Below are 19,568 nucleotides of genomic sequence, written 5' to 3'. Positions count from 1 at the left end.
GTCGTCCGCCCGCGGGGCGAAGCGTCCGCGGCGGTAATAGGCTCGCCTCATGGCCGGCCCAGTCCAGTCGATCGAACGGGCGGCGGCGATCCTGCGTCTGCTCGCCGGTGGGCCCCGCCGACTCGGGCTCGGCGAGGTGGCGGCGTCGCTCGGCCTCGCCAAGGGCACCGCCCACGGCATTCTGCGCACGCTCCAGCACGTGGACTTCGTGGAACAGGACGCGGCGACCGGAAAGTACCAGCTCGGAGCCGCCCTGCTGCACCTCGGCACCAGCTATCTGGACGTCAACGAGCTGCGCTCGCGCTCGCTGAACTGGGCCGACGCGCTGGCCGCGCGCAGCGGTGAGGCGGTGCGCCTGGGGACTCCGCTGGAGGGCCAGGTGCTCATCGTCCACCACGTGTTCCGACCGGACGACACGTTCCAGACGATGGACGTGGGCGCGCTGCTGCCCCTGCACGCCTCCTCGCTCGGCAAGGTGCTGCTGGCCTTCGGGACCGCGGCCGTGGAACCGGACCGGGAGCAGGTGCAGGAGCTGGAGGCGTACACCCGGCACACTCTGATCGATCCCGAGCGGCTCGCCCGGGCGCTCGTCGAGGTCAGGGAAGTCGGCTGGGCCGCCGAGGTCCAGGAGATGAGCATGGGCGAGGCCGGGCTCGCCGCGCCGATCCGCGGGCACGGCGGTCTCGTCGTCGGCGCGATCGGGCTGTCCGGATCGGTCGAGCGGATCTGCGACAGCCAGGGAAAGCCCCGCCCGCAGCTGATCAGTCTGATCCGGGAAGCCGCCCGGGCGATCTCCAGAGACCTGGGAGCCGCCCGCTGGTAGGCCAGGACAGCCGCCCCCCGACCCGTCGGAAGGCAGAGCCGATCATGGTTGAACGGTACGTAATGTCCATCGATCAGGGCACCAACTCGACCCGATGCATCCTGTTCGACCACCGCGGGCGGCTGGTCTCGGTCGCGCAGAAGGCGCACCAGCAGCACTTCCCCCGGCCGGGGTGGGTCGAGCACGACGCCGCCGAGATCTGGCAGGACCTGCGGCGCGTCGTGCCCGAGGCCCTGTCCGACGCCGGTGTGGAGCGGGAGCAGGTCGCCGCCGTCGGCCTGGCCAACCAGCGCGAGACGACGGTGCTGTGGGACCGGCGGACCGGCGCGCCGCTGTGCCGGGCGATCGTCTGGCAGGACACCCGCACGGCACCGCTGGTCGAGGAGCTGCGAGAGAGCCCCGGAGAGGAGTTCTTCCTGGACCGGTGCGCCCTGCCGCCGTCGACGTACTTCTCCGCGCTGCGGATCCGCTGGCTGTTCGACCACGTCAAGGGCATCGAGCAGCGTGCCAAGGACGGCGAGGTGCTGTTCGGGACGATGGAGAGCTGGCTGATCTGGAATCTCACCGGTGGCGCCGACGGCGGCCTGCACATCACCGACGCCACCAACGCCAGCCGCACGATGCTGATGAACATCCGCACCCTCACCTGGGACGAAGAGCTGCTGGCCTTCTTCGGGGTGCCGCGTTCGATGCTGCCCGAGATCAGGTCGTCCGCGGAGCCGTACGGCGAGGCCCGCGCGCTGCTGCCCGGTGTCTCCATCACGGCAGCCCTCGGGGACCAGCAGGCCGCCCTCTTCGGCCAGACCTGCTTCTCCCCGGGCGAGGCCAAGTGCACCTATGGGACGGGCAGCTTCCTGCTGCTCAACACCGGTCTCGACCTCGTGCGGTCCCGGCACGGGCTGCTGACGACCGTGGCGTACCAGATCGGGGACCAGCCGCCGGTGTACGCGCTGGAGGGGTCGATCGCCGTCACCGGCGCCCTCGTGCAGTGGTTCCGCGACCGCCTGGGACTGATCAGCAGCGCCCCGGAGATCGAGACCCTCGCGCGGACGGTCGAGGACAACGGCGGCTGCTACATCGTGCCCGCCTTCTCGGGTCTGTTCGCGCCCCGCTGGCGCAGCGACGCGCGCGGGGTCATCGTCGGCCTGACCTCCTACATCACCAAGGGGCACCTGGCGCGTGCCGTCCTGGAGGCCACCGGATGGCAGACCCGGGAGGTGGTCGACGCCATGAACGCCGATTCCTCCGTCCCCCTCCAGCAGCTGAAGGTGGACGGGGGCATGACCGCCGACAACCTGCTCATGCAGTTCGTGGCCGATGTGCTCGACGTGCCCGTGGTGCGGCCCATGGTCGCCGAGACGGTCTCCCTCGGGGCCGCCTACGCGGCCGGGCTCGCCGCCGGCTACTGGCCCGGCCTGGAGGTGCTGCGCCGCAACTGGCACCGGGCCGCCCAGTGGATGCCCGCGATGGATCCCGAGCGGCGGGAGGCGGAGTACGAGAACTGGCAGCGGGCCGTCGAACGGTCCCTGGGCTGGGTCAGACCACCGCGAGCTCCCTGACACGGCCCCGCCGGTCTCCGGCGCGGAGCGGGACCTCCGTCCGGCCGGGCGTGTCAGGACCCGACCGTGGGCGCGGGCGGTGTCCAGCGGTGGGTGCGGGGCACGGTGCCGGTGACGCCGAAGTCCTTCTTCAGCTGCTCGGGGATGGCGTAGTGCATGACACGGCCGCGGGTCAGCGAGGACAGCTCGAAGACGGTGGTGAGGTGCCCGAGACGGTCCAGCGCCCACGCTCCGAGGGGTGAGCGGTCCTCGATGGTCTCCAGCACGCCGAGCAGGCTGGGGACGACCTTGACCACGCTGTCCCAGGCTGTGCGCGGGACCTGGAGCCAGTCGGCACAGGTGTCGCCGATCAGGTAGCGGATCAGGGCGGAGACGATGGGGTCGAAGAGGGTTCCGGGGACGACCTCCTCGTAGAGGTCGATGAGCTGCCGGGTCAGGTGGGCGCCTTCGTCGGAGGGGCCCATGTGGCGGATCATGTACAGGTCGAGGAACTGCCGGGCCTCTTCCAGGGTCTTCGGCCCCGCCGTCTGGTCGACGCCGAGGATGGCGCCGACGACGCGCCATGCGTAGAAGTAGGCCTCCGCCCCTTCGGTGCTCATGTGGATGCCGAGCCGGTGCAGACTGTCCAGGACGAGCATGGAGAAGAACATCTGCCCGCCGATCATGTCCTCCTGGCAGATCGGCGTCCCCAGCGTCGCGGTGTCCCAGCGGCCCTCGCGCATGAGGTGGTGGCGGATGGAGGCGTGCAGCAGGCGTACCTTCTGCGCGGCGGGGATGAACCGGCTGCCTGCTTCGAAGGCGTCGGGCTGCATGAGGTAGACGGTGAACTGGCCGGTCTCCGCCATCCGTTTGGAGGGGTAGTCCAGCCCATGGGTGGCCGACAGCAGCTTCGCCACGTGGGGGACGACGTAGCAGGCGGGCATGGAGGCGAAGGACAGCGCGGTGGAGATGTGCACGTTGTTGTCGATGAAGAACAGCCGGGCCTTCTCCATCTCCGCCCAGTCCACCCAGGCCGGCGGCACGCTGGTGGCCTGAAGGTACTCACGGGCGACGTCGGGCAGCCCGTCCGGCAGGGGTGAGCCGGCGTTGGACACGTAGCGCATGAGGGTGTTGAACGTGCCCACCTCGCCGCGCTCGAACAGTGTGGCGACGACGGCGTCGGCGAGGTCGTCTCCTTCCTGGCGCAGGGCGTCCATGGACGCATCGGTGTAGCTCATGTGGGCAGTCCCTCTCGGTGAGCCGCACGGCTTCGACGGTGAGCCGTCGGGGAAGGCGGGTCAGTGGTGGCGGTCGGTGGCCAGGCGGGCGAGATCGGTCAGAGCCCGCCGGGCCGGGTGTGGCATGTCGAGGCCGTCCAGGCAGCCGACGGCCTCGCGCACCCGGGAGGCGATCATGTCCTCGACCCGCTCCGGCGCCTTGAGCGCGGTCATCAGCTCGCGTACGTCGCGCAGGTGCTCCTCGGTGAGGTCGCGGCGGCCCAGTACACCGGCGAGGTGCTCGCGCTGGGCGGGCAGGGCGGCCTGCCAGGTCGTGGCCAGCAGGGCGGTGGGCCGCTGTCCGCGGATGTCGTCCAGGCTCGCCTTGCCCGTGCGGCGGGACTCGCCGAACAGGCCCAGCAGGTCGTCGCGCAGCTGGAACGCCTCGCCGAGCGGGAGCCCGTACGCGGACAGGCCGGCCCGCAGCCGCGGTGCGGCGCCGGCGAGCAGGCCGCCGATGAGCAGAGGCTGTTCGACGGTGTACTTCGCGGTCTTGTAGCGCACCACCTTCAGCGACACATCGGGGTCCGGGTGTGCGCCCGTGCTGAGGATCTCCAGGCACTCGCCTGCGATCAGCTCCCGCGCGAGGTCCGCCCAGACCGGCCGCGCGCGGGCCAGGAAGGCGGCGGGCAGGCCGCTGGTGGCGAACAGCTGCCCCGCCAGGGCCATCAGGTGATCCCCGACCAGCATGGCCAGCGAGCGGGCTGCGGCGCGGGCCCGGGGACGGCCGGGTACGGCCGCCCGTAAGGCTATGTGGGCCGTGGGCAGGTTGTGGCGCAGCGGGCTGTCGTCGATGAGGTCGTCGTGCACCACCGCGGCCGCGTGCACCAGTTCCATGGATGCCGCCGCGCGCACCAGAGCGTCGCTGTCGGGCTGGCCGGCCGCACGCCACCCCCAGTAGCAGAACGCGGCGCGCAGCCGCTTGCCGTGCCGGGCCGCCTCCCGCAACTGCTCGGCCACCGGATGCAGCGCGTCGTCGATCGCGAGGAACTGCTCCGCTTCCTCCGCGAGAACCGCGGCCAGGACCGTGTCGACACGGTCCTTGAACTCGGCGAGGCCGAAGCGCTCAGACATCGCCGCCGGGCGCCGTCCGCCGGACCCTCGCGTGCTGGGCCAGCACCTCGAGGTGGGCGGCGGGCGCGGCAGCGGAGCGATCGAGGGCGATACGGCCGCGGGCCATCAGGTCCTGCTGGGCGTCGCGCGCGATGTCGGGCCCGTCGGAGCGGCGGACCAATCCCTGCAGCGTGCCCACAGCCGAGCTGATCGTGCTCACGGCCAGGTCCGCCAGCCCCGCGACGAGCAGGACCGCCTGCTCGTCCAAGCCCCGGCTGCCCTGCGTAGGAGTCATGTGACGTGCCCCCTTCACTGTCCGACATGTGCGGCACAGCCGACCGGTCGCACGGACCATGTGCCGCTCACAGCATGACGACGTGATCCATCCGCCTTGCCGGCATTTCCCCATCGAGTGACAGGCGGGAACACGCGTCCGACCTGTCGGCTCGCGAGGGCGGCGGCTCGTAGTGGCCGGAAGTCAACGCAGCAGTTCCCGCAGGGTCTCGCGGGCTTCGGCTGTCCGCTGCCGCCAGGCTGCGCTGCGCAGGGTGGTGAAGTCCCATGCGACGACGGGCTCGGCGCCGCTCGCACAGTACCCGTAGACCGAGGCGGCGATGTCCTCGGTGAGGAGGTGGTCGTAGTGGAACGACCCCTCGAACGCGGCCCAGGCCACGGCCCGGCCGTCCGCGCACAGGCGGCGCAGGACCTCGCGCGTGTAGGCGGACAGGGCCGCAGAGGTGTCGTGGAAGGTGAGGTCGTACGACATGAGGCCGCGCGAGGCGATCTCTGCCGGCTGGTCCTGCAGCATGAAGGGACGCACCTCGTCGGGCGTGAGTCCGGCGAGCCGGAAGGCCTCCGGCGGCAGCGGTTCGTTGCCCGCGCCGATGACGAAAACCGTCACGACGGCGGGGCCCGCGAAGCAGAGACCTTCTTGGACGTCGTTCACGGTATTTCTCTCTCGCTGTCCGAGGCTGGGCGTCCTCAGTCTCGCAGCGGGACGCGGCGTGTCCCGGAAGAGGGCTCCTTTCCGGTTCCGGACTTCGTCTACTCGCGCAGCTCCTGCCGGATCTCGGTGATGAGCTGGTCGACCGCGGCGAGGCTGGAGTGGTGCTTTGCGGGGTCGTCGGCGGGGAAGCGTGCGAGGAGGCCGGCTGATTCCTCCGCGGCGGACAGGGCCTCGGCCGGGCGGAGCCGCCGCAGGTTCAGGGCGACGAGAAAGAGGGCCGTCGCGGCGCGCCGGTGGTCGGCGGGGTCGTCGCGGGACAGCGCGCGCCAGAGGGCGGCGGCCTCCCGCCCTGCCATGGCGGCTTCTTCCGCTTCTTCGGTGTCTGTCAGTTTGTCCGCGAGGCGGCTGAGGGCCAGGGCGAGTTGGTCACGGTGTTCGGCGGCGCCGTCCCGGGCGGCGCAGCTACGCCAGGTCCGGACCGATTCCCGGCCCGCGTCCACGGCTTCCCGGCCCCGTCCCAGGTACCAGAGCGCCTCGGACAGGATCTTCACTGTGGACGCGAGGCCGGGTTCGTGTGCCGTGGGGTCGTCCTGCGCGAGGCGGCGGTAGGTCTCGGCTATCCGCTCCAGCACGCGCACGGCCTCGGGCCGGGCCATTCGCCGGTAGGGATCTCCGTTCTCGTTCGGATCCAGGCCGGCGAGCATGGCGGTCATGAACGTGAGCGCACTCCCGAAACACGCTGCCAGAGGGTCGGTTCCGTTGGCCCACAGTTCCCGGCCCGCCTCGTCCAGGTACACCAGGGCTTCGTCCCACCGCCCCGTCCTCGCCAGGAGGACGCCCGCTTCGATCAGCACGGCATGAACGTCGGACCGCCCGATGAGGCCGTCGCCCCCGGCGTACGGGATCTCGTCCGACGTCCTGAGGAGGTGGATCATGGCGCGCCGGACCGCGAGCGCGTCCTCCACGGAGGCGGACGCTCCGAGCATGCCGACGAATGCGGTCAGCGCTGTCAGCAGCGCGGGCGCGCGGCCGGAAGTGTCGCCGTGGGCGAGTCGGCTCAGCACTTCCACGGCCATGCTGCGCCCCTTCGTCGCGCCGGTGGCCCGTTCCTGCACCCAGACGAAGCTGAGCGCGTGGGCCATGACGCCGAACCAGGCGTCTTCGCCCTGGCCCGCCCCTGATCCTCGGCCGCGGAGCTCCGCGGCCTCGCTGAGCGCGTCGATGGCCTCCTCGGCCCGCTCCAGTCTCAGCAGGACCGACCCTTGGGTGGTGAGCGTGAAGACCAAGTGCTCCACGTTCTCCGCCGGGGCCTCGTGGGCCATCCGGCGGGCGATACCGACAGCCTCGTCGGCGAGGGCCCATGCCCGCTCGGGGTGTGCCCCGGCCAGGGCCACGGCAGAGGCCACCAGCACATAGGGCAGTTGGTGAGCCCATTCCTCGGGCTCCTCGTGCGTCAGGTGGCGGACCATGTCGACCGCCTCCAGCGCCGCTGCCACCGCCAGGTCGGACTGCCCCAGGCGCGGTACGAGGACGGAGGCCACAGTCAGTGCCGCGGCCAGGTTCTCCTGGTGCTCGGCGGGGTCTTCCTCCGCCAGCCGGCGGAAGACCTCGATCGCGTCCCGGAAGGCTGCCGCCGCCTCACCGAGCCGTGCGGTGTCCACCGCGAGGTTCGCGAGTGGGTCTCGCGCCCAGGGCTCCAGCTCCGCGAACACCAGCGTCATGGCCAGCTCGAACGACGACTCGGCGAAGTCGGGTTCGAAATCCCGCGGGTTCGAGGCGGAAAGCCCGCGATACAGCCGCACGGCCTCCGCGTATGCGGACGCCGCCTTCTCGGCCTGGTGCGCCTGGTGGAGCCGCTGCCCCAACCCGCTGTGGATCCGGGCGCGTTCCGCGAGGCCGGATGCCACCGACAGGCGGTGCGGGGCAAGGCGTTCGGTGAGGCCGGCCGCTGCCGCGGCAAGCACCTCGTTCGAGGAGACGTCGTCCGGCAGGCGTGCGTCGAGGGCTTCCAGTGTGGCGAGCACATGCTCCCAGCGATGGCTGGCGGCGGTGAGGAACGTGAGGACCCGCGGCGCGTACGACGGCAGCCCGTCGCCGCCGTCCGCGGCCCGGCTCGTACCGCTTTCCGAGCCGGCGGACCCGGCAGCGGGCGGCGCGGGCATGAGGAGTTCGGGGACATCCACGGCCCAGGGGTCGGCGGTGTGCTCGGGGAGGTGGTGGCCCGGGAGGGAGAGCGCCAGGAAGTCCTCGGCGAGGCGGTCGGGGTAGAGGGGTTCCAGGACGGTCGTGGAGGCACCGGGTGGGTAGCAGTACGCGTGGTCGGTCAGCAGGCGGTCGGCGCCGGCACCGAGCCCGGCCGTCTCGAGCGCCGCCTTCGCCTCCCGGTAAGGGAGCGGTCCCGTGAGCGCCGCGACGAAGGCGGCGCGGGACATCTCCGCTGGTGTGGTGCTGAGCGCCCCGGTCTCGTGCAGTGTGTGCCAGTGGCGTCGTTCCCGGTCCAGCAGGTAGGCGGTCAGGCCGGTCATGTCCGCCGCCGGGGCCGCGGTGGCGGCATGGGCGTGGCGGTCCACGGCCGCCAGCGCGGCCATGTGAACCGCGAGTGTCAGACCGAAGTCGGGTCCGCTCAGTTCGTCGGGTGGTTCGACGGCGTGCGCGGGCACCCCGTAGAGAGCGGCGAAGGCATCGCGCGCGGCGAGGAACATTCCGTGGCGCTCGCTGACACCCACCCGGCGGTCGGCATCGGCCAGTGGGGGCAGGGCGTGTGTCAAGGCGTCGGCCCGGAGGTCGGCGATGGAGGCTCGGACGGCAGGCCAGGGGTCTCGGCTGCGGGCCAGCAGCAGTACGCGCGCCTGGTCGGTGGCCCGGTGCAGGAACGTGTTGCTGAGCAGCCACGTCAGGTGGGCCACCGGCCACCGGTCGGCGTAGTCGACGACCAGGAGCACGCCGGCGCGGGTGTCGGTGCGCAGGTCCTGGCTGCCGGGTGGCGGGTGCGCGACGCCGGGGCCGCGCGCGGCCGTCGCCACGGTCCAGCCGGCGGCCTCCGACTCCTTCGCGAACTGCGCGGCCAGTCGGCTCTTGCCCTGGCCGCCCGGCGCGTGCAGCCACTGGACCGACAGCCGTGGACCGTGATCGCGCCAGCGGCGCAGCTCTGCCAGTTCCTCCTCGCGCCCGGTGAAGTCGACGACCTCGAACCGCGCGTTCAGCATGCGGCTGGGCAGGTCCAGCAGCCAGGTCCGGTCGGGCCGGGCCTCGGGGCGCCATCGCTGGAGGACGTACAGCGGCACGCCGTTGCCGAAGACGTGGATGTCCGCGCCGACGCAGCCGTAGGCGAAGCCGTTGACCGCCTGCACGGTCTGGTGCTGGTCGGGGTTCAACGGGCGTCCGCGGTGGGCGGCGTGTCCCCGTCGTGGTGGTGGACGACGACCCTGCTGCCCGGCCCCTGCGCCCCGACGGCCAACCCGCCGTCGCGCGCCTCGACGCGCATGATCCACTGCTGCCGGACCGGCGGAAGCTGCTGCCGGACCGCCTCGACGAGCGTCCGCAACTCGGCCTCCGCATCGGGATGATCCCGCATCAGGTCCTCGAGGTCCTCACACCAGCGGACGATCTGCGCCTGCCGCACCTCGTCCGGGTCGGCGGCGACCGCGATCCGTGCCGCGCTGCGCTCCAGCCGCGCCTCGACGCCGGCACTGGTCTCCTGCCCCGGCTCGGCGCCGCCGGCCCGCCCGAATATCCGCGCGACCCCGGCCTTCGTGGCCTCCCAGGCGCTGGTCGCCATCGCCGCGACGATCGTCGTCGCCGCGGTCATCGCCAGTGCCGCTTCCGGATCCGGCATCAAGTCCCCCTCGGACACGATGAGTGACGTGGACCACTTCGGTAACGAAGATATCGCCCACCCTCGTTCCCATGGCCCGACAGCGCACAAAGGGTGCCTGTGGACGGCCGTCGGACGCGGCACTTGGTCCCGGGCCGCCTCGACCTGGTCCCGGTTGAAGACGCTCAGCTGACGGCCGACGCGAAGGCCGCCCAGCTCGCCGGGTCCGTCGGCCAGTCGTACCACTCGGCGAAGGTGAGGAACCGGCCGTCGGGGTGGGCGATCGGCACGATGTCGTCGCTGATGGCCCTGCGGTCGAGCCACATGGTGTCGCGGTACGGGCCCGTCACGACGTACAGCGTGGTGAAGGGGTTGTCGTCCTGGAGGTACACGGCCCCCGCCGTCTTGCGCTCCTCGGGCTCCTCGCACGCGTCGTCCCAGGCCCGCCAGGCGTCCTGGAAGGAGCCCGGGTCCGGGTAGTCCTCCCGGCGCGGTTCGCGCGCGGCGAGCGCCTCGTCCTCGGCGAGATACGAGGCGGGATGCGGGAACGGCGTGGCGAGCAGCGCGTGGTTGGTGGCGCCGTCGCCCTCCCAGCCCCAGCCGTCCGGCCCCCGGCGCAGCGCGCGCGGCCGGCGGCGGCCGGGGGCCGGGCGCAGCAGATGGGCCCGGTACGCGGCCGGGAACGTGATGCCGAGGGCCCGCTCCGCTTCCTGGACCTCCGCCTCGGTCAGGTCCGTGCTCGCGTTCGTCCGTCTCTTCACCCCCTGATCGTAAGACGCACGTTCGATGATCCGCCCCGATCACGGGTGCCGGCTCAGCCCGAGAACCGCTCCCGTACCTCTGGCCGTTCGGCCAGGTGCGGCGGGTAGCCCGGCCCCATCCGGGGGTGGGTGTTCTCGGCCGTCATCGGCTCGCCGCACGCCGCGCACACCACCTCCGCGTGGCTCTCCTGGCCACAGACGTCGTGGTAGTGGGCCACCGGCGGGCCCGCCTCGTCGGCCAGCCAGCGGTCGCCCCAGCGGCTCATCGCCAGCAGCACGGAGAAGAAGTCGCGGCCCTTCTCGGTGAGGGTGTAGTGGTAGCGCACGGGCTCGGTCTGATACGGCTCTTTCTCCAGCAGCCCTTCGTCCACCAGGCGGCGCAGGCGGTCGGCGAGGGTGTTGCGGGCGATTCCCAGCGACGCCTGGAACGCGTCGAACTGCCGGATCCCGTAGAACGCCTCCCGCAGCACCAACGGCGTCCACCAGTCGCCGAGCAAGTCCATGGTGCGCGCCACCGAGCAGGGCCAGTGCGCGAAGGATGTCCGCCTCATGCCGTCAGGATATTGGGTCTCGACATGAGACCCAGCAGCGTGACAGGAAGGGCATCGCCGCAGGGCCTGCCCTCCGGCCGTCGCCACGGCGGATCGCGTCCGGAACCTCCGCAGGGGATTGACAGGTAAGTCTATCTACGCAACTTTGAAGGTCAGAAGCATGGAGCGAGGGGAACGAGCAGCGATGGAATGGACAGGGGCCCGCTATGCGGACACACCGACCGTCGAGGTGGAAACCTGGATCGACGCCCCACCCGAGCGGGTCTGGGAGCTGGTCTCGGACGTCGAGCTGATGCCGAGCACGAGCGACGAGCTGCAGTCGGTCGAGTGGCAGGACGGCGCCTCGGGCCCGGCGCTGGGCGCTCGGTTCACGGGACACAGCAGGCATCAGGCACTCGGTGAGTGGCGAACGACCTCGCACATCGTGGAGTTCGAACCGCCACGTACGTTCGCCTGGGCCGTGGACGACCCACGGCATCCCAGCGCGGTCTGGCGCTTCACCCTCCAGCCCGTGGAGCACGGCACACGGCTCCGTCAGTGGATGCAGATGGGGCCGGCGCCTTCGGGGCTGTCCTTCGCCATCGACCGGATGCCGGACAAGGAGCAGAAGATCGTCTTCGTCCGGATGCGAGAGTTCGAGCACAACATGACCGCCACCCTGGCAGCGATCAAGCAGCTCGCCGAAGCCCGCGACGGGAAGGCGGACGGCTGATGCGTACGGCGACCACCGTCGAGGCCTCGGGCGGAAACTGGCAGGAGACCGTCACCTTCGTCACCGAGGCGGAGAAACTGGGCATGGACATCTGCTGGGTGGCAGAGGCCTGGGGCTCCGACGCGCCCTCTCCCCTGGGCTTCCTCGCCGCCCGGACCGAACGCCTGCTGCTCGGCTCCGGGATCATGCAGCTGGCCACGCGCAGCCCCGTCCTCCTCGCCCGCACGGCGATCACCCTCTCCCAGATGTCCGAAGGCCGCTTCCTGCTGGGCCTCGGCCCTTCCGGACCCCAGGTCGTCGAAGGCCTGCACGGAGTGCCCTTCGCCCGCCCGCTGTCCCGTATGCGTGAGACGGTGGACATCGTCCGGCAAGCCATGACCGGTGACCGGATCGCCTACTCGGGGCGGGAGTTCCAGATCCCGCTCCCCGGTGGAGAGGGCAAGCCGATGCGGCTGTCCGCGCGCGCCGAACACGACATCCCCGTCTACCTCGCCACCCTCTCGCCGAAGATGCTGGAACTCACCGGGCAGGTGGCCGATGGGTGGCTGGGTACCAGCTTCGTCCCGGAGGGCTCCAAGGAGGCCTACTTCGACCACCTCGACGCGGGGCTGGAAGCGTCCGGACGGACCCGGAGCGATCTCGACATCTGTCAGGGCGCCGAGGTGAACTTCGCCGAGGACGAGGACCGGCTGCGCTCGATCATCGCGCCGCGGAAGAAGGAGCTCGCCTTCAGTCTCGGCGGGATGGGATCGGCCGGTACCAACTTCTACAACAACGCCTACAGCCGCCAGGGCTGGTCCGAGATCGCGGCGGCGGTACGTGACCGCTGGCAGTCCGGCGACCGCGCCGGCGCCGCCGATCTCGTCACCGATGAGATGGTGCTGGCCACCACCCTGATCGGCACCGAGGAGATGGTGCGCGATCGCTTGCGCGTCTGGCGGGACGCGGGCGTGGACACAGTGCGCTTCTACCCATCCGGCGACACCCTGGAGGCCCGCCTAACCACCCTCGGCCGCGCCCTCGACCTGGTGCGGGCTGTCGACGCAGAGCAGACGGCCCTCTAGGGGGTGTCTCGTCGATCAGGCCGGATCAGGGAGCGGCGTCTGGTGCCGTGCATCGCAAGGCGGAGGAGGGAGCCGATGCGGCGCATCGGGGAGTGACGACAACGCGGCGAGGCGCGGTGCCAGGCGCCGCGAGCCCGGCATGATCGGCGAGGCACCCCCTAGCGGGCTCCAACAGCTGGCGCCGCCTGGCGGCCTGGAACGAGGCTGGGGTCCGGCGCGCGCACGCGCCCGGGCAGCCGATTGACCTCGCGCGGCGGCCAGTCGGCGCGGCGGGAGACGGCCGGCCCGTCGGGGGCCCGTGCCGTCACCTTCCTCGGCCTCAGTGCGAGAGCTGGGGGTACAGCGCGGCGACACCGCCCGACAGCGCCGCCCGCACACGACGGCTCAGCTCGTCGATGACGATTTCGTCGGCGCCGTCACGCAGGCCGTCGACGGCGAGGCGCGCGACCTCGCCCGGGTCGCTCTTCGCGCCGGTGACGCCCGCGGCCATGTCCGTGTCCATCCATCCGACGTGCAGGGCGGACACCCGTATGCCTTCGGGTGCCAGCTGCTGGCGTACCACATTGGTCATCGACCAGGCGGCGGACTTCGCCGCCCCATAGGCCCCGACCGGCGGATAGTTGACCCAGGCCAGCACGGACAGCACGTTGAACGGAAGCCGTCGCGGACCTGGACGCCGTTCTCGAGAACCGGGGCCTGGGCCGTCGCCTCGCACAGGAGTTCCTGACGCGCGGCGCCAAGGTCTACGCCGGGGCCCGCCGCCCCGAGACGGTGGACCTGCCCGGCGTGGACGTCCACGCCCGTGTGCGAGCCCGCGTTGTTGATCAGTACGGTCACGTCACCGGCCGCGGCCGCCGCGGCCGCGACGCTGTCGGCGTCGGTGACGTCCAGCGCCAGCGCCAGCGGGGGGATCCTGGCCCATGTCGTGAGCTCTCGAACCGACGATCGCGGCCAACGGGGGCGGCGCGATCCCCGTCGGCGGCGACTACCCGGTGCAGGCGGTCAAGGCGCTCAAGCCCGGCGGCATCCTGGTCTCCACCCTGCCTCCGACCCTGGCCCCGGCCGCGCCGGACGCGGAGTACGTCTGGCAGGGCTCTTCGTCGAGGCCGACCGGCTCGGCATGACCGAACTGGCCGCTCTCGCCTCCGCCGGCCGCCTCACGCCCTCCGTCGCCGCCACGTTCCCCCTGGAACAGGCGGCCACGGCCCAGTCCACCAAGCCCGGCACCGGCAAGATCGTCCTCGTGGTGGACTGACACCGGACTCGTGTGACGACGGCGACGCACCTCGGCGCCGCCCTTCGGGCACCGCGCAGCGCCCCGGACCGCCGACAGGTCCGGGGCGCTGCCGTGTCCGCGGTCGCCTGGCTTATGACAACAGGATTGACGATAACTTTCGCCGGCGGTTTCATGTGGCTCCGTCAGCGCGGCACCTCCGCGTTGGCCGCCCCTGTTCACCCGACCGCGCGGTGCGGATCGCTCAGGATCCGGTCTGCCCGCGCCGCCCGCGTCGGAACTCCTTCCAGCCGCCCACGGACGCTGTGCGTCCCGTCCCCGAGGACCGGTTGCCCATGGCAGACACCAGCACCACCCCACCGCCCGTCGAGCTGAGAAAGTCCCTGGGCATCATCGACGGGATCGCCCTCGCCGCCTCCAGCACGGCCGCCACGACCAGCATCGGCATCGGGCTCGGCGCGCTCGCCTCCATCACCGGGCGGCAGACTCCCGTGATCCTCCTGCTGGCGTTCCTGCCGATGCTCGGCATCGTCGGCGCCTACGCGCGGCTGAACAAGTCGGAACCCAACTGCGGCACCGCGTACGCGTGGGTCGGGCGCACCCTGGGGCCCTGGCTCGGGATGATCGCGGGCTGGGTGCCTCTGGCGGCCGGTGTCGTCTTCCTCGCCTACACCACGTCCGTCACGGGCTCCGTGCTCATCCAGTGCGCCCACAAGGCGGGGTTGGACAGTCTGTTCGGCCGGCAGCTCGACGCCAACTCGACGCTCCAGTGCACTCTCGTCGGTCTGTTCGTCCTGGCCGCCGTCACCATCACCGCCGTCACCGGGGTGCAGAAGGCGACCCGCTTCCAGACCTGGCTGCTCGTGTTCGAGTACGTGGTCCTGCTCGTCTTCTGCTGCTGGGGCCTTGTCGCCGGGGACCAGCCGTTCTCGTTCTCCTGGTTCGACCCGCTCGCCGTCGACTCGGTGAGCGGTCTGGCCCAGGGGCTGGTCCTGGCGGTCTTCTTCTACTGGGGCTGGGACGCCGCCTTCTCCGTCACCGAGGAGACCGAGAACACCGGCGACGCCGCCCGTGGCAGCCATATCGCGCTGTTCACCATGCTCGGCCTGTTCCTGCTGGGCGCCGCAGCCTTCCAGCGGGTGATGACGGAGCCCGAGATGAGCGGGACCGGCGCCGAGGGTCTGACCTACTTCGCCTCCCGTCTCGCCGACGAGCCGCTGGCCACTCTCCCGCTGATCGCTCTGATGTTCTCCGCCGTGGCCTCCCTCCAGGCGGGAATCATCCCCACCGCCCGTCTCACGCTGGCCATGAGCCGGGAGCGCACTCTCGGACCGGTCTGGAGCCGCGTCAGTGAGCGGCACGGCGGTCCGACCGCGGGCACCGTCCTCATCACCCTGATCTCGGCGGTCATCGCGGTGCTCATGCTGGTGATCCCCAAGCTCAACGAGGCCATCCTCGCCGCGGTCAACGCGATCGGCCTGCTCGTCGCCCTCTACTACGGCCTCGTCGCACTCGCCTGTGCGGCCCGGTTCCGCGGCACGGTCCGCTCCTTCCGCACCGATCCACGGCAGGCAGTGGGCGCCGTCCTCGTCCCCGCCGTGTGCGGACTGCTCCTGCTCGCTCTCGGCGCCTATCTCGCGTTCTACTACGCCACGCTCAGCAACACCTTCGCCGTCAGCGTGGACAACGGCTGGTTCAACCTTCTGTGCCCGGCGGTCATGGTCGTCATCGGCCTGATCGTGAGCGCCGTCGCCAAGTGGCACCGGCGGGCACCCTACTTCACGCCACAGGCCCCCGCCCCCACCGCCGCGGAGCCCGAAGCCCAGCCGCTGCCCTGACGGCTCACGACCACGCGCCTCACCGGCCGTACCTGTCCCGTGCACAGGCACAGGCACCCACGGACACGGTCACGGCCTTTCCCGGAAACCCAACCCGTAGACCCACGATTGGAAGCCCGTCTCCCATGTCTCACCCCGCCGCAGATCTCGTCTTCACCAACGGCCCGGTCCTCACGATGGACCCGTCCCGGAGCCGGGCCACCTGCCTCGCCGTGACCGACGGCCGGATCACCGCCGTCGGCCACTCCGAGGTCGAGGAGCTCGTCGGAGACCACACCGAAGTGGTCGACCTGCGCGGCCGGTTGCTGCTGCCCGGCTTCCAGGACGCGCACATCCACGCCGTCATGGGCGGCCTGGAACTCGGTGAATGCGACCTGACGGGGACCGTCGACCCGGACGAGTACCTGCGCCGTGTGCGCGCATACGCCGACGCCCACCCGGAGAAGGAGTGGATCACCGGGGGCGGCTGGTCGATGGAGAGCTTCGACGGTGGCATACCGACCCGGCAGGCCCTCGACACGGTGATCCCCGACCGGCCCGTCCACCTGCTCAACCGCGACCATCACGGCGCCTGGGTCAACTCGCGCGCCCTGGAGATCGCCGGCATCACCGCCGACAGCCCCGACCCGGTGGACGGCCGCATCGAACGCGACGCCGACGGCGAGCCCGTCGGCATGCTCCAGGAGGGCGCGGTCGGCCTGGTGGGCCGGCACCTGCCGCCCCAGACCCCCGCGGACCGGCTGACCGGACTGCTGCGCGCGCAGGAACTGCTGCACAGCCTGGGCATCACGGCCTGGCAGGACGCCCTGCTGTGCGGCTCGGACGGCTACCCCGACCCCTCCGACGCCTACCTCACCGCCGCCCGGGACGGCTCGCTGACCGCCTCGGTGGTCGGCTCCCTGTGGTGGCACCGGACGGCCGGAGAGGAGCAGATCCCCGACCTCATGGCCAAGCGCGAGCGCCTCACCCACGGCAGGCTGCGCTGCTCCACGGTCAAGATCATGCAGGACGGGGTGGCGGAGAACCACACCGCCGCCATGACCGCTCCGTATCTGGACGGCTGCGGCTGCGCCACGGCGAACAGCGGTCTCAGCTTCATCGATCCCGACGCCCTCAAGCGGTACGTCGCGGCTCTCGACGCCGAGGACTTCCAGGTCCACTTCCACGCCTTGGGCGACCGCGCGGTCCGCGAGGCCCTCGACGCGGTGGCCGCCGCGCGCGCCGCCAACGGCCGGCGCGACACCCGTCCGCATCTGGCCCACCTCCAGGTCGTCCACCCCGACGACATCGGCCGTTTCCGGGAGTTGGGCGCCACGGCGAACATCCAGGCCCTGTGGGCCGCCCACGAACCGCAGATGGACGACCTGACCATTCCCTTCCTCGGCCCGGAACGCGCCGCGTGGCAGTACCCGTTCGGAGATCTGCTGCGCGCGGGCACCGCCCTCGCCGCGGGCAGCGACTGGCCCGTGTCCAGCCCCGACCCCCTCGCCGGCATCCACGTGGCGGTCAACCGTGTGCTGCCGGACTCCACCGCGAAGCCGTTCCTCCCCGAGCAGGCCCTCGACCTCACCACCGCCCTCGCGGCGTACACGGCCGGCAGCGCATACGTGAACCACCTGGACGACACCGGCAGCCTGCGCCCCGGCAACCGGGCCGACCTCGTCGTCCTCGACCGCGACCCGTTCGCCATCCCGCAGGAGGCGATCGCCGAGACCCGCGTGCACCTCACCTACGTCGACGGCCGCCGGGTCCACGCGGCGCCGGACGCCTGACCGCAGTACGCGGAACACCCCTGGACACCGCTGGTCAACGATGTTGTCATAGTCGCCGCGCCTCAGCCCCGCCTCCTGCCGCCACCCTCCTGGAGTACGCATGGACGCCCTGACCGGTGATTCGGACGGTGCCGCTCCCCCGGGGCGGCTCGCGACCGGGCGCCGACGCCGCACCACGAAGGCGGGGACCACGCTCAGCCATGAGCTGATCGTGAGCACCGCGATCCGTCTGCTCAGCCAGCACGGCAGTGACGCGCTGAGCGTGCGGCGGCTGGGTACGGCACTCGGGGCGGACCCCTCGTCCCTCTACCGCTACTTCCGCAGCACCGACGACCTGGTGCTCGCGGTGGCGGACGAACTGATCGGCATGAGCCTGCGCGACGTGCGCGTCACGGGTGACTGGCGGGAGGACGTGCGCCGCGTGGGGACCAGCCTGCATCGCACCTACACGGCGCATCCGCAGGCCGCGGTGCTGGCGGCGTCCAGGGTCACGCGCCGCCCCAACGAGATGAAGGGGGTGGAGATCGGCCTGGGAATCCTGCGCGGCGCCGGGTTCCCCCCGGCCGACGCCGCCCGCCACTACCACCGCTTCATCGACTTCACGCTGGGCTTCGCCGCCATCGACGCGGCGGCGATGGCTCTTCCCGCCGAGGCCTCGGCTGCCGACCGCGCGGCGTGGCATCAGACGTACGCCTGCCTGGACGCGGACCGGTACCCGCATATCGCCGCGTCCGTGGACGCGCTGGCGGAGACCATGAACGACAGTGCTTATCCAGGTGCGTTGGAAGTGTTCCTCGACGGGCTGGAAGCGGCGTTGAGGAGAGCGACGAGCCCGTGACCGACGACTTCGTCGTCGCACTCGTGAACGCGCCAATCTCCGCGTTGGCATGGACCTGACCGTCGCGAGTCGCTAGGATCTGCCCAAATCCTGTGAGAGCGCTCTCAGTCTGCGGTTGTTCCACCCCCACCTCAAGGGAACGACGAAGGGCAACTTCCATGAGACGCACCAGACTCAGGCATGTCGGCGTGGCCGCGATGCTCCTGATCGGCAGTTGGGCCGCGGCCGGCACGCTGCCCGCCTCGGCCAGCGACACCGCCGGTTCCGCCCCTTCGCACTCCACCACCCGCTCGGCCGATTCCGCTCCGGCCTCCGCCGGGCTGCTGAAGGCGATGCAGAGGGACTTCGGCTTGTCGCGGTCCGAGGCCGAGGCACGCCTCGCCGCCGAACGCCGCGCCACCGGCCTCGCGCCCCAGGCACGCAAGGCTGCCGGATCCGCGTACGGCGGCGCCTGGTTCGACGCGGCGAGCGGGAAGCTGACCGTCGCCGTCACCGCGGACGCCGAGGCCTCGACGGTCCGCGCCCTGCGCTCGTCCGGCGCCGCCGTCCGCACCGTCGAGCACAGCGAACGCCGGCTCGACGCGGCCAAATCGCGAATCGACCGCCTGGACGCACCTGCGGGTGTGAGCAGTTGGTCGGTCGATCCGATCGCGAACACGGTGGTCGTGAACGTCGTTCGCGGCGAGCGAGCCGACAACGATGTCCGCCGGTTCGTGGACCAGGCCCGCGAGGCCGGACCCGTGACCGTGCGCACCGTGCGGGCCGCCGCGCGGACTTTCGCGGCGGGAACCGTGGGCGGCGACCCGTACTACACCGGCAACGTCCGCTGCTCCATCGGCTTCTCGGTGCACGGTGGTTTCGTCACCGCCGGACACTGCGGCGGCGCGGGTGCCGGGGTCAGGGGCTGGGACGGCTCCTACATCGGCAACTTCCAGGGCTCCTCGTTCCCCGAGAACGACTACGCGTGGGTCAACGTCGGCAGCGGCTGGTGGACCGTGCCGGTGGTGCTCGGCTGGGGCACCGTCCCGGACCAGTTGGTGCGCGGCTCGGCCGAGGCGCCGATCGGTGCCTCGATCTGCCGCTCGGGGTCGACGACCCGCTGGCACTGCGGTGCCGTACTGGCCAAGAACGAGACGGTCAACTACAGCCAGGGCGCCGTGCGTCAGATGACGAAGACCAGCGTGTGCGCCGAACCGGGCGACTCGGGCGGCTCGTTCATCAGCGGTGACCAGGCTCAGGGCGTCACCTCCGGCGGCTGGGGCAACTGCTCCGGCGGGGGTGAGACCTGGTTCCAGCCGGTGAACGAGATCCTCGGCCGTTACGGGCTGACGCTGCACACCACCTGAC

Annotated in this window: 19 protein-coding genes; 10 read left to right on the top strand and 9 right to left on the bottom strand. The window is 71.5% G+C overall.

All coding sequences use genetic code 11. The features are described from left to right. The first annotated feature begins 49 nt into the window (after positions 1–49). Entirely contained in the window at positions 50–823 is a 774-nt protein-coding gene (locus AMK31_RS31490) for an IclR family transcriptional regulator (protein ID WP_073944112.1), read from the top strand. 44 nt (positions 824–867) lie between these two features. After that, positions 868–2,382, top strand: coding sequence for a glycerol kinase GlpK (glpK, locus tag AMK31_RS31485; RefSeq protein WP_073944111.1), 1,515 nt, complete (start codon positions 868–870; stop codon positions 2,380–2,382). A 53-nt stretch (positions 2,383–2,435) separates the two neighbouring features. Here the strand turns inward: glpK and AMK31_RS31480 are convergent, their stop codons facing one another. From AMK31_RS31480 to AMK31_RS31445, 8 genes are all read right to left on the bottom strand, one after another. Beyond that, positions 2,436–3,599: an oxygenase MpaB family protein gene (locus AMK31_RS31480; RefSeq protein ID WP_073944110.1), complete on the bottom strand. Its 1,164-nt coding sequence runs from the start codon at positions 3,597–3,599 to the stop codon at positions 2,436–2,438. A gap of 60 nt (positions 3,600–3,659) precedes the next feature. Further along, the gene (locus AMK31_RS31475) at positions 3,660–4,712 is read right to left on the bottom strand and encodes a polyprenyl synthetase family protein (RefSeq protein ID WP_073944109.1); all 1,053 of its coding nucleotides are present in this window, start codon (positions 4,710–4,712) and stop codon (positions 3,660–3,662) included. Next, a complete protein-coding gene (locus AMK31_RS31470; protein ID WP_073944108.1) occupies positions 4,705–4,986 on the bottom strand; it encodes a polyprenyl synthetase in 282 nt (93 codons plus the stop codon). Before AMK31_RS31470 ends, AMK31_RS31475 begins: the two co-directional genes overlap by 8 nt. Before the next feature lie 183 nt (positions 4,987–5,169). Continuing rightward, positions 5,170–5,637, bottom strand: coding sequence for a hypothetical protein (locus tag AMK31_RS31465; protein WP_073944107.1), 468 nt, complete (start codon positions 5,635–5,637; stop codon positions 5,170–5,172). A 98-nt stretch (positions 5,638–5,735) separates the two neighbouring features. Then, positions 5,736–9,011, bottom strand: a complete 3,276-nt coding sequence (locus tag AMK31_RS31460; protein ID WP_073944106.1) for an ATP-binding protein — start codon at positions 9,009–9,011, stop codon at positions 5,736–5,738. Further along, positions 9,008–9,472, bottom strand: coding sequence for a hypothetical protein (locus AMK31_RS31455; protein ID WP_143204274.1), 465 nt, complete (start codon positions 9,470–9,472; stop codon positions 9,008–9,010). Before AMK31_RS31455 ends, AMK31_RS31460 begins: the two co-directional genes overlap by 4 nt. Positions 9,473–9,636: 164 nt before the next feature. Next, positions 9,637–10,212 carry an SMI1/KNR4 family protein gene (locus AMK31_RS31450; RefSeq protein ID WP_073944104.1) on the bottom strand — a complete coding sequence of 192 codons (576 nt, stop codon included), beginning with the start codon at positions 10,210–10,212 and terminating at the stop codon, positions 9,637–9,639. Positions 10,213–10,265: 53 nt separating this feature from the next. Continuing rightward, a complete protein-coding gene (locus tag AMK31_RS31445) occupies positions 10,266–10,763 on the bottom strand; it encodes a winged helix-turn-helix transcriptional regulator (RefSeq protein ID WP_073944103.1) in 498 nt (165 codons plus the stop codon). 184 nt (positions 10,764–10,947) lie between these two features. Here AMK31_RS31445 and AMK31_RS31440 point away from each other — a divergent pair, with 184 nt between their 5' ends. Continuing rightward, positions 10,948–11,475, top strand: coding sequence for an SRPBCC family protein (locus tag AMK31_RS31440; RefSeq protein ID WP_073944102.1), 528 nt, complete (start codon positions 10,948–10,950; stop codon positions 11,473–11,475). Then, on the top strand, positions 11,475–12,539 hold the full coding sequence (locus AMK31_RS31435) for an LLM class flavin-dependent oxidoreductase (RefSeq protein WP_073944101.1): 1,065 nt from the start codon (positions 11,475–11,477) through the stop codon (positions 12,537–12,539). The genes AMK31_RS31440 and AMK31_RS31435 overlap by 1 nt, the downstream gene beginning before the upstream one ends. Before the next feature lie 319 nt (positions 12,540–12,858). On the opposite strand, the gene AMK31_RS31430 is transcribed toward AMK31_RS31435, so the two are convergent. Further along, positions 12,859–13,176 carry an SDR family NAD(P)-dependent oxidoreductase gene (locus AMK31_RS31430; protein ID WP_241842775.1) on the bottom strand — a complete coding sequence of 106 codons (318 nt, stop codon included), beginning with the start codon at positions 13,174–13,176 and terminating at the stop codon, positions 12,859–12,861. Between the two features lie 355 nt (positions 13,177–13,531). Here AMK31_RS31430 and AMK31_RS42200 point away from each other — a divergent pair, with 355 nt between their 5' ends. The 6 genes from AMK31_RS42200 to AMK31_RS31405 all read left to right on the top strand — a co-directional run bounded on the left by AMK31_RS42200 (position 13,532) and on the right by AMK31_RS31405 (position 19,567). Beyond that, positions 13,532–13,663: a hypothetical protein gene (locus AMK31_RS42200; protein WP_274535983.1), complete on the top strand. Its 132-nt coding sequence runs from the start codon at positions 13,532–13,534 to the stop codon at positions 13,661–13,663. Continuing rightward, positions 13,624–13,794, top strand: a complete 171-nt coding sequence (locus AMK31_RS41760) for a zinc-binding dehydrogenase (protein WP_241842793.1) — start codon at positions 13,624–13,626, stop codon at positions 13,792–13,794. The genes AMK31_RS42200 and AMK31_RS41760 overlap by 40 nt, the downstream gene beginning before the upstream one ends. A gap of 314 nt (positions 13,795–14,108) precedes the next feature. After that, on the top strand, positions 14,109–15,611 hold the full coding sequence (locus AMK31_RS31420) for an APC family permease (RefSeq protein WP_073944098.1): 1,503 nt from the start codon (positions 14,109–14,111) through the stop codon (positions 15,609–15,611). A 125-nt stretch (positions 15,612–15,736) separates the two neighbouring features. After that, positions 15,737–17,383, top strand: a complete 1,647-nt coding sequence (locus tag AMK31_RS31415; protein WP_073944097.1) for an amidohydrolase — start codon at positions 15,737–15,739, stop codon at positions 17,381–17,383. A 100-nt stretch (positions 17,384–17,483) separates the two neighbouring features. Then, positions 17,484–18,221: a TetR/AcrR family transcriptional regulator gene (locus tag AMK31_RS31410; RefSeq protein ID WP_073944096.1), complete on the top strand. Its 738-nt coding sequence runs from the start codon at positions 17,484–17,486 to the stop codon at positions 18,219–18,221. Positions 18,222–18,379: 158 nt separating this feature from the next. After that, positions 18,380–19,567: a S1 family peptidase gene (locus tag AMK31_RS31405; protein WP_073944095.1), complete on the top strand. Its 1,188-nt coding sequence runs from the start codon at positions 18,380–18,382 to the stop codon at positions 19,565–19,567. Position 19,568: the final 1 nt, after the last annotated feature.

The sequence above is a fragment of the Streptomyces sp. TSRI0107 genome, from assembly GCF_001905845.1.
Lineage (GTDB): Bacteria > Actinomycetota > Actinomycetes > Streptomycetales > Streptomycetaceae > Streptomyces.
Note: the sequence above shows the minus strand (reverse complement) of the source record. Positions and strands in the feature narration are given on the sequence as shown.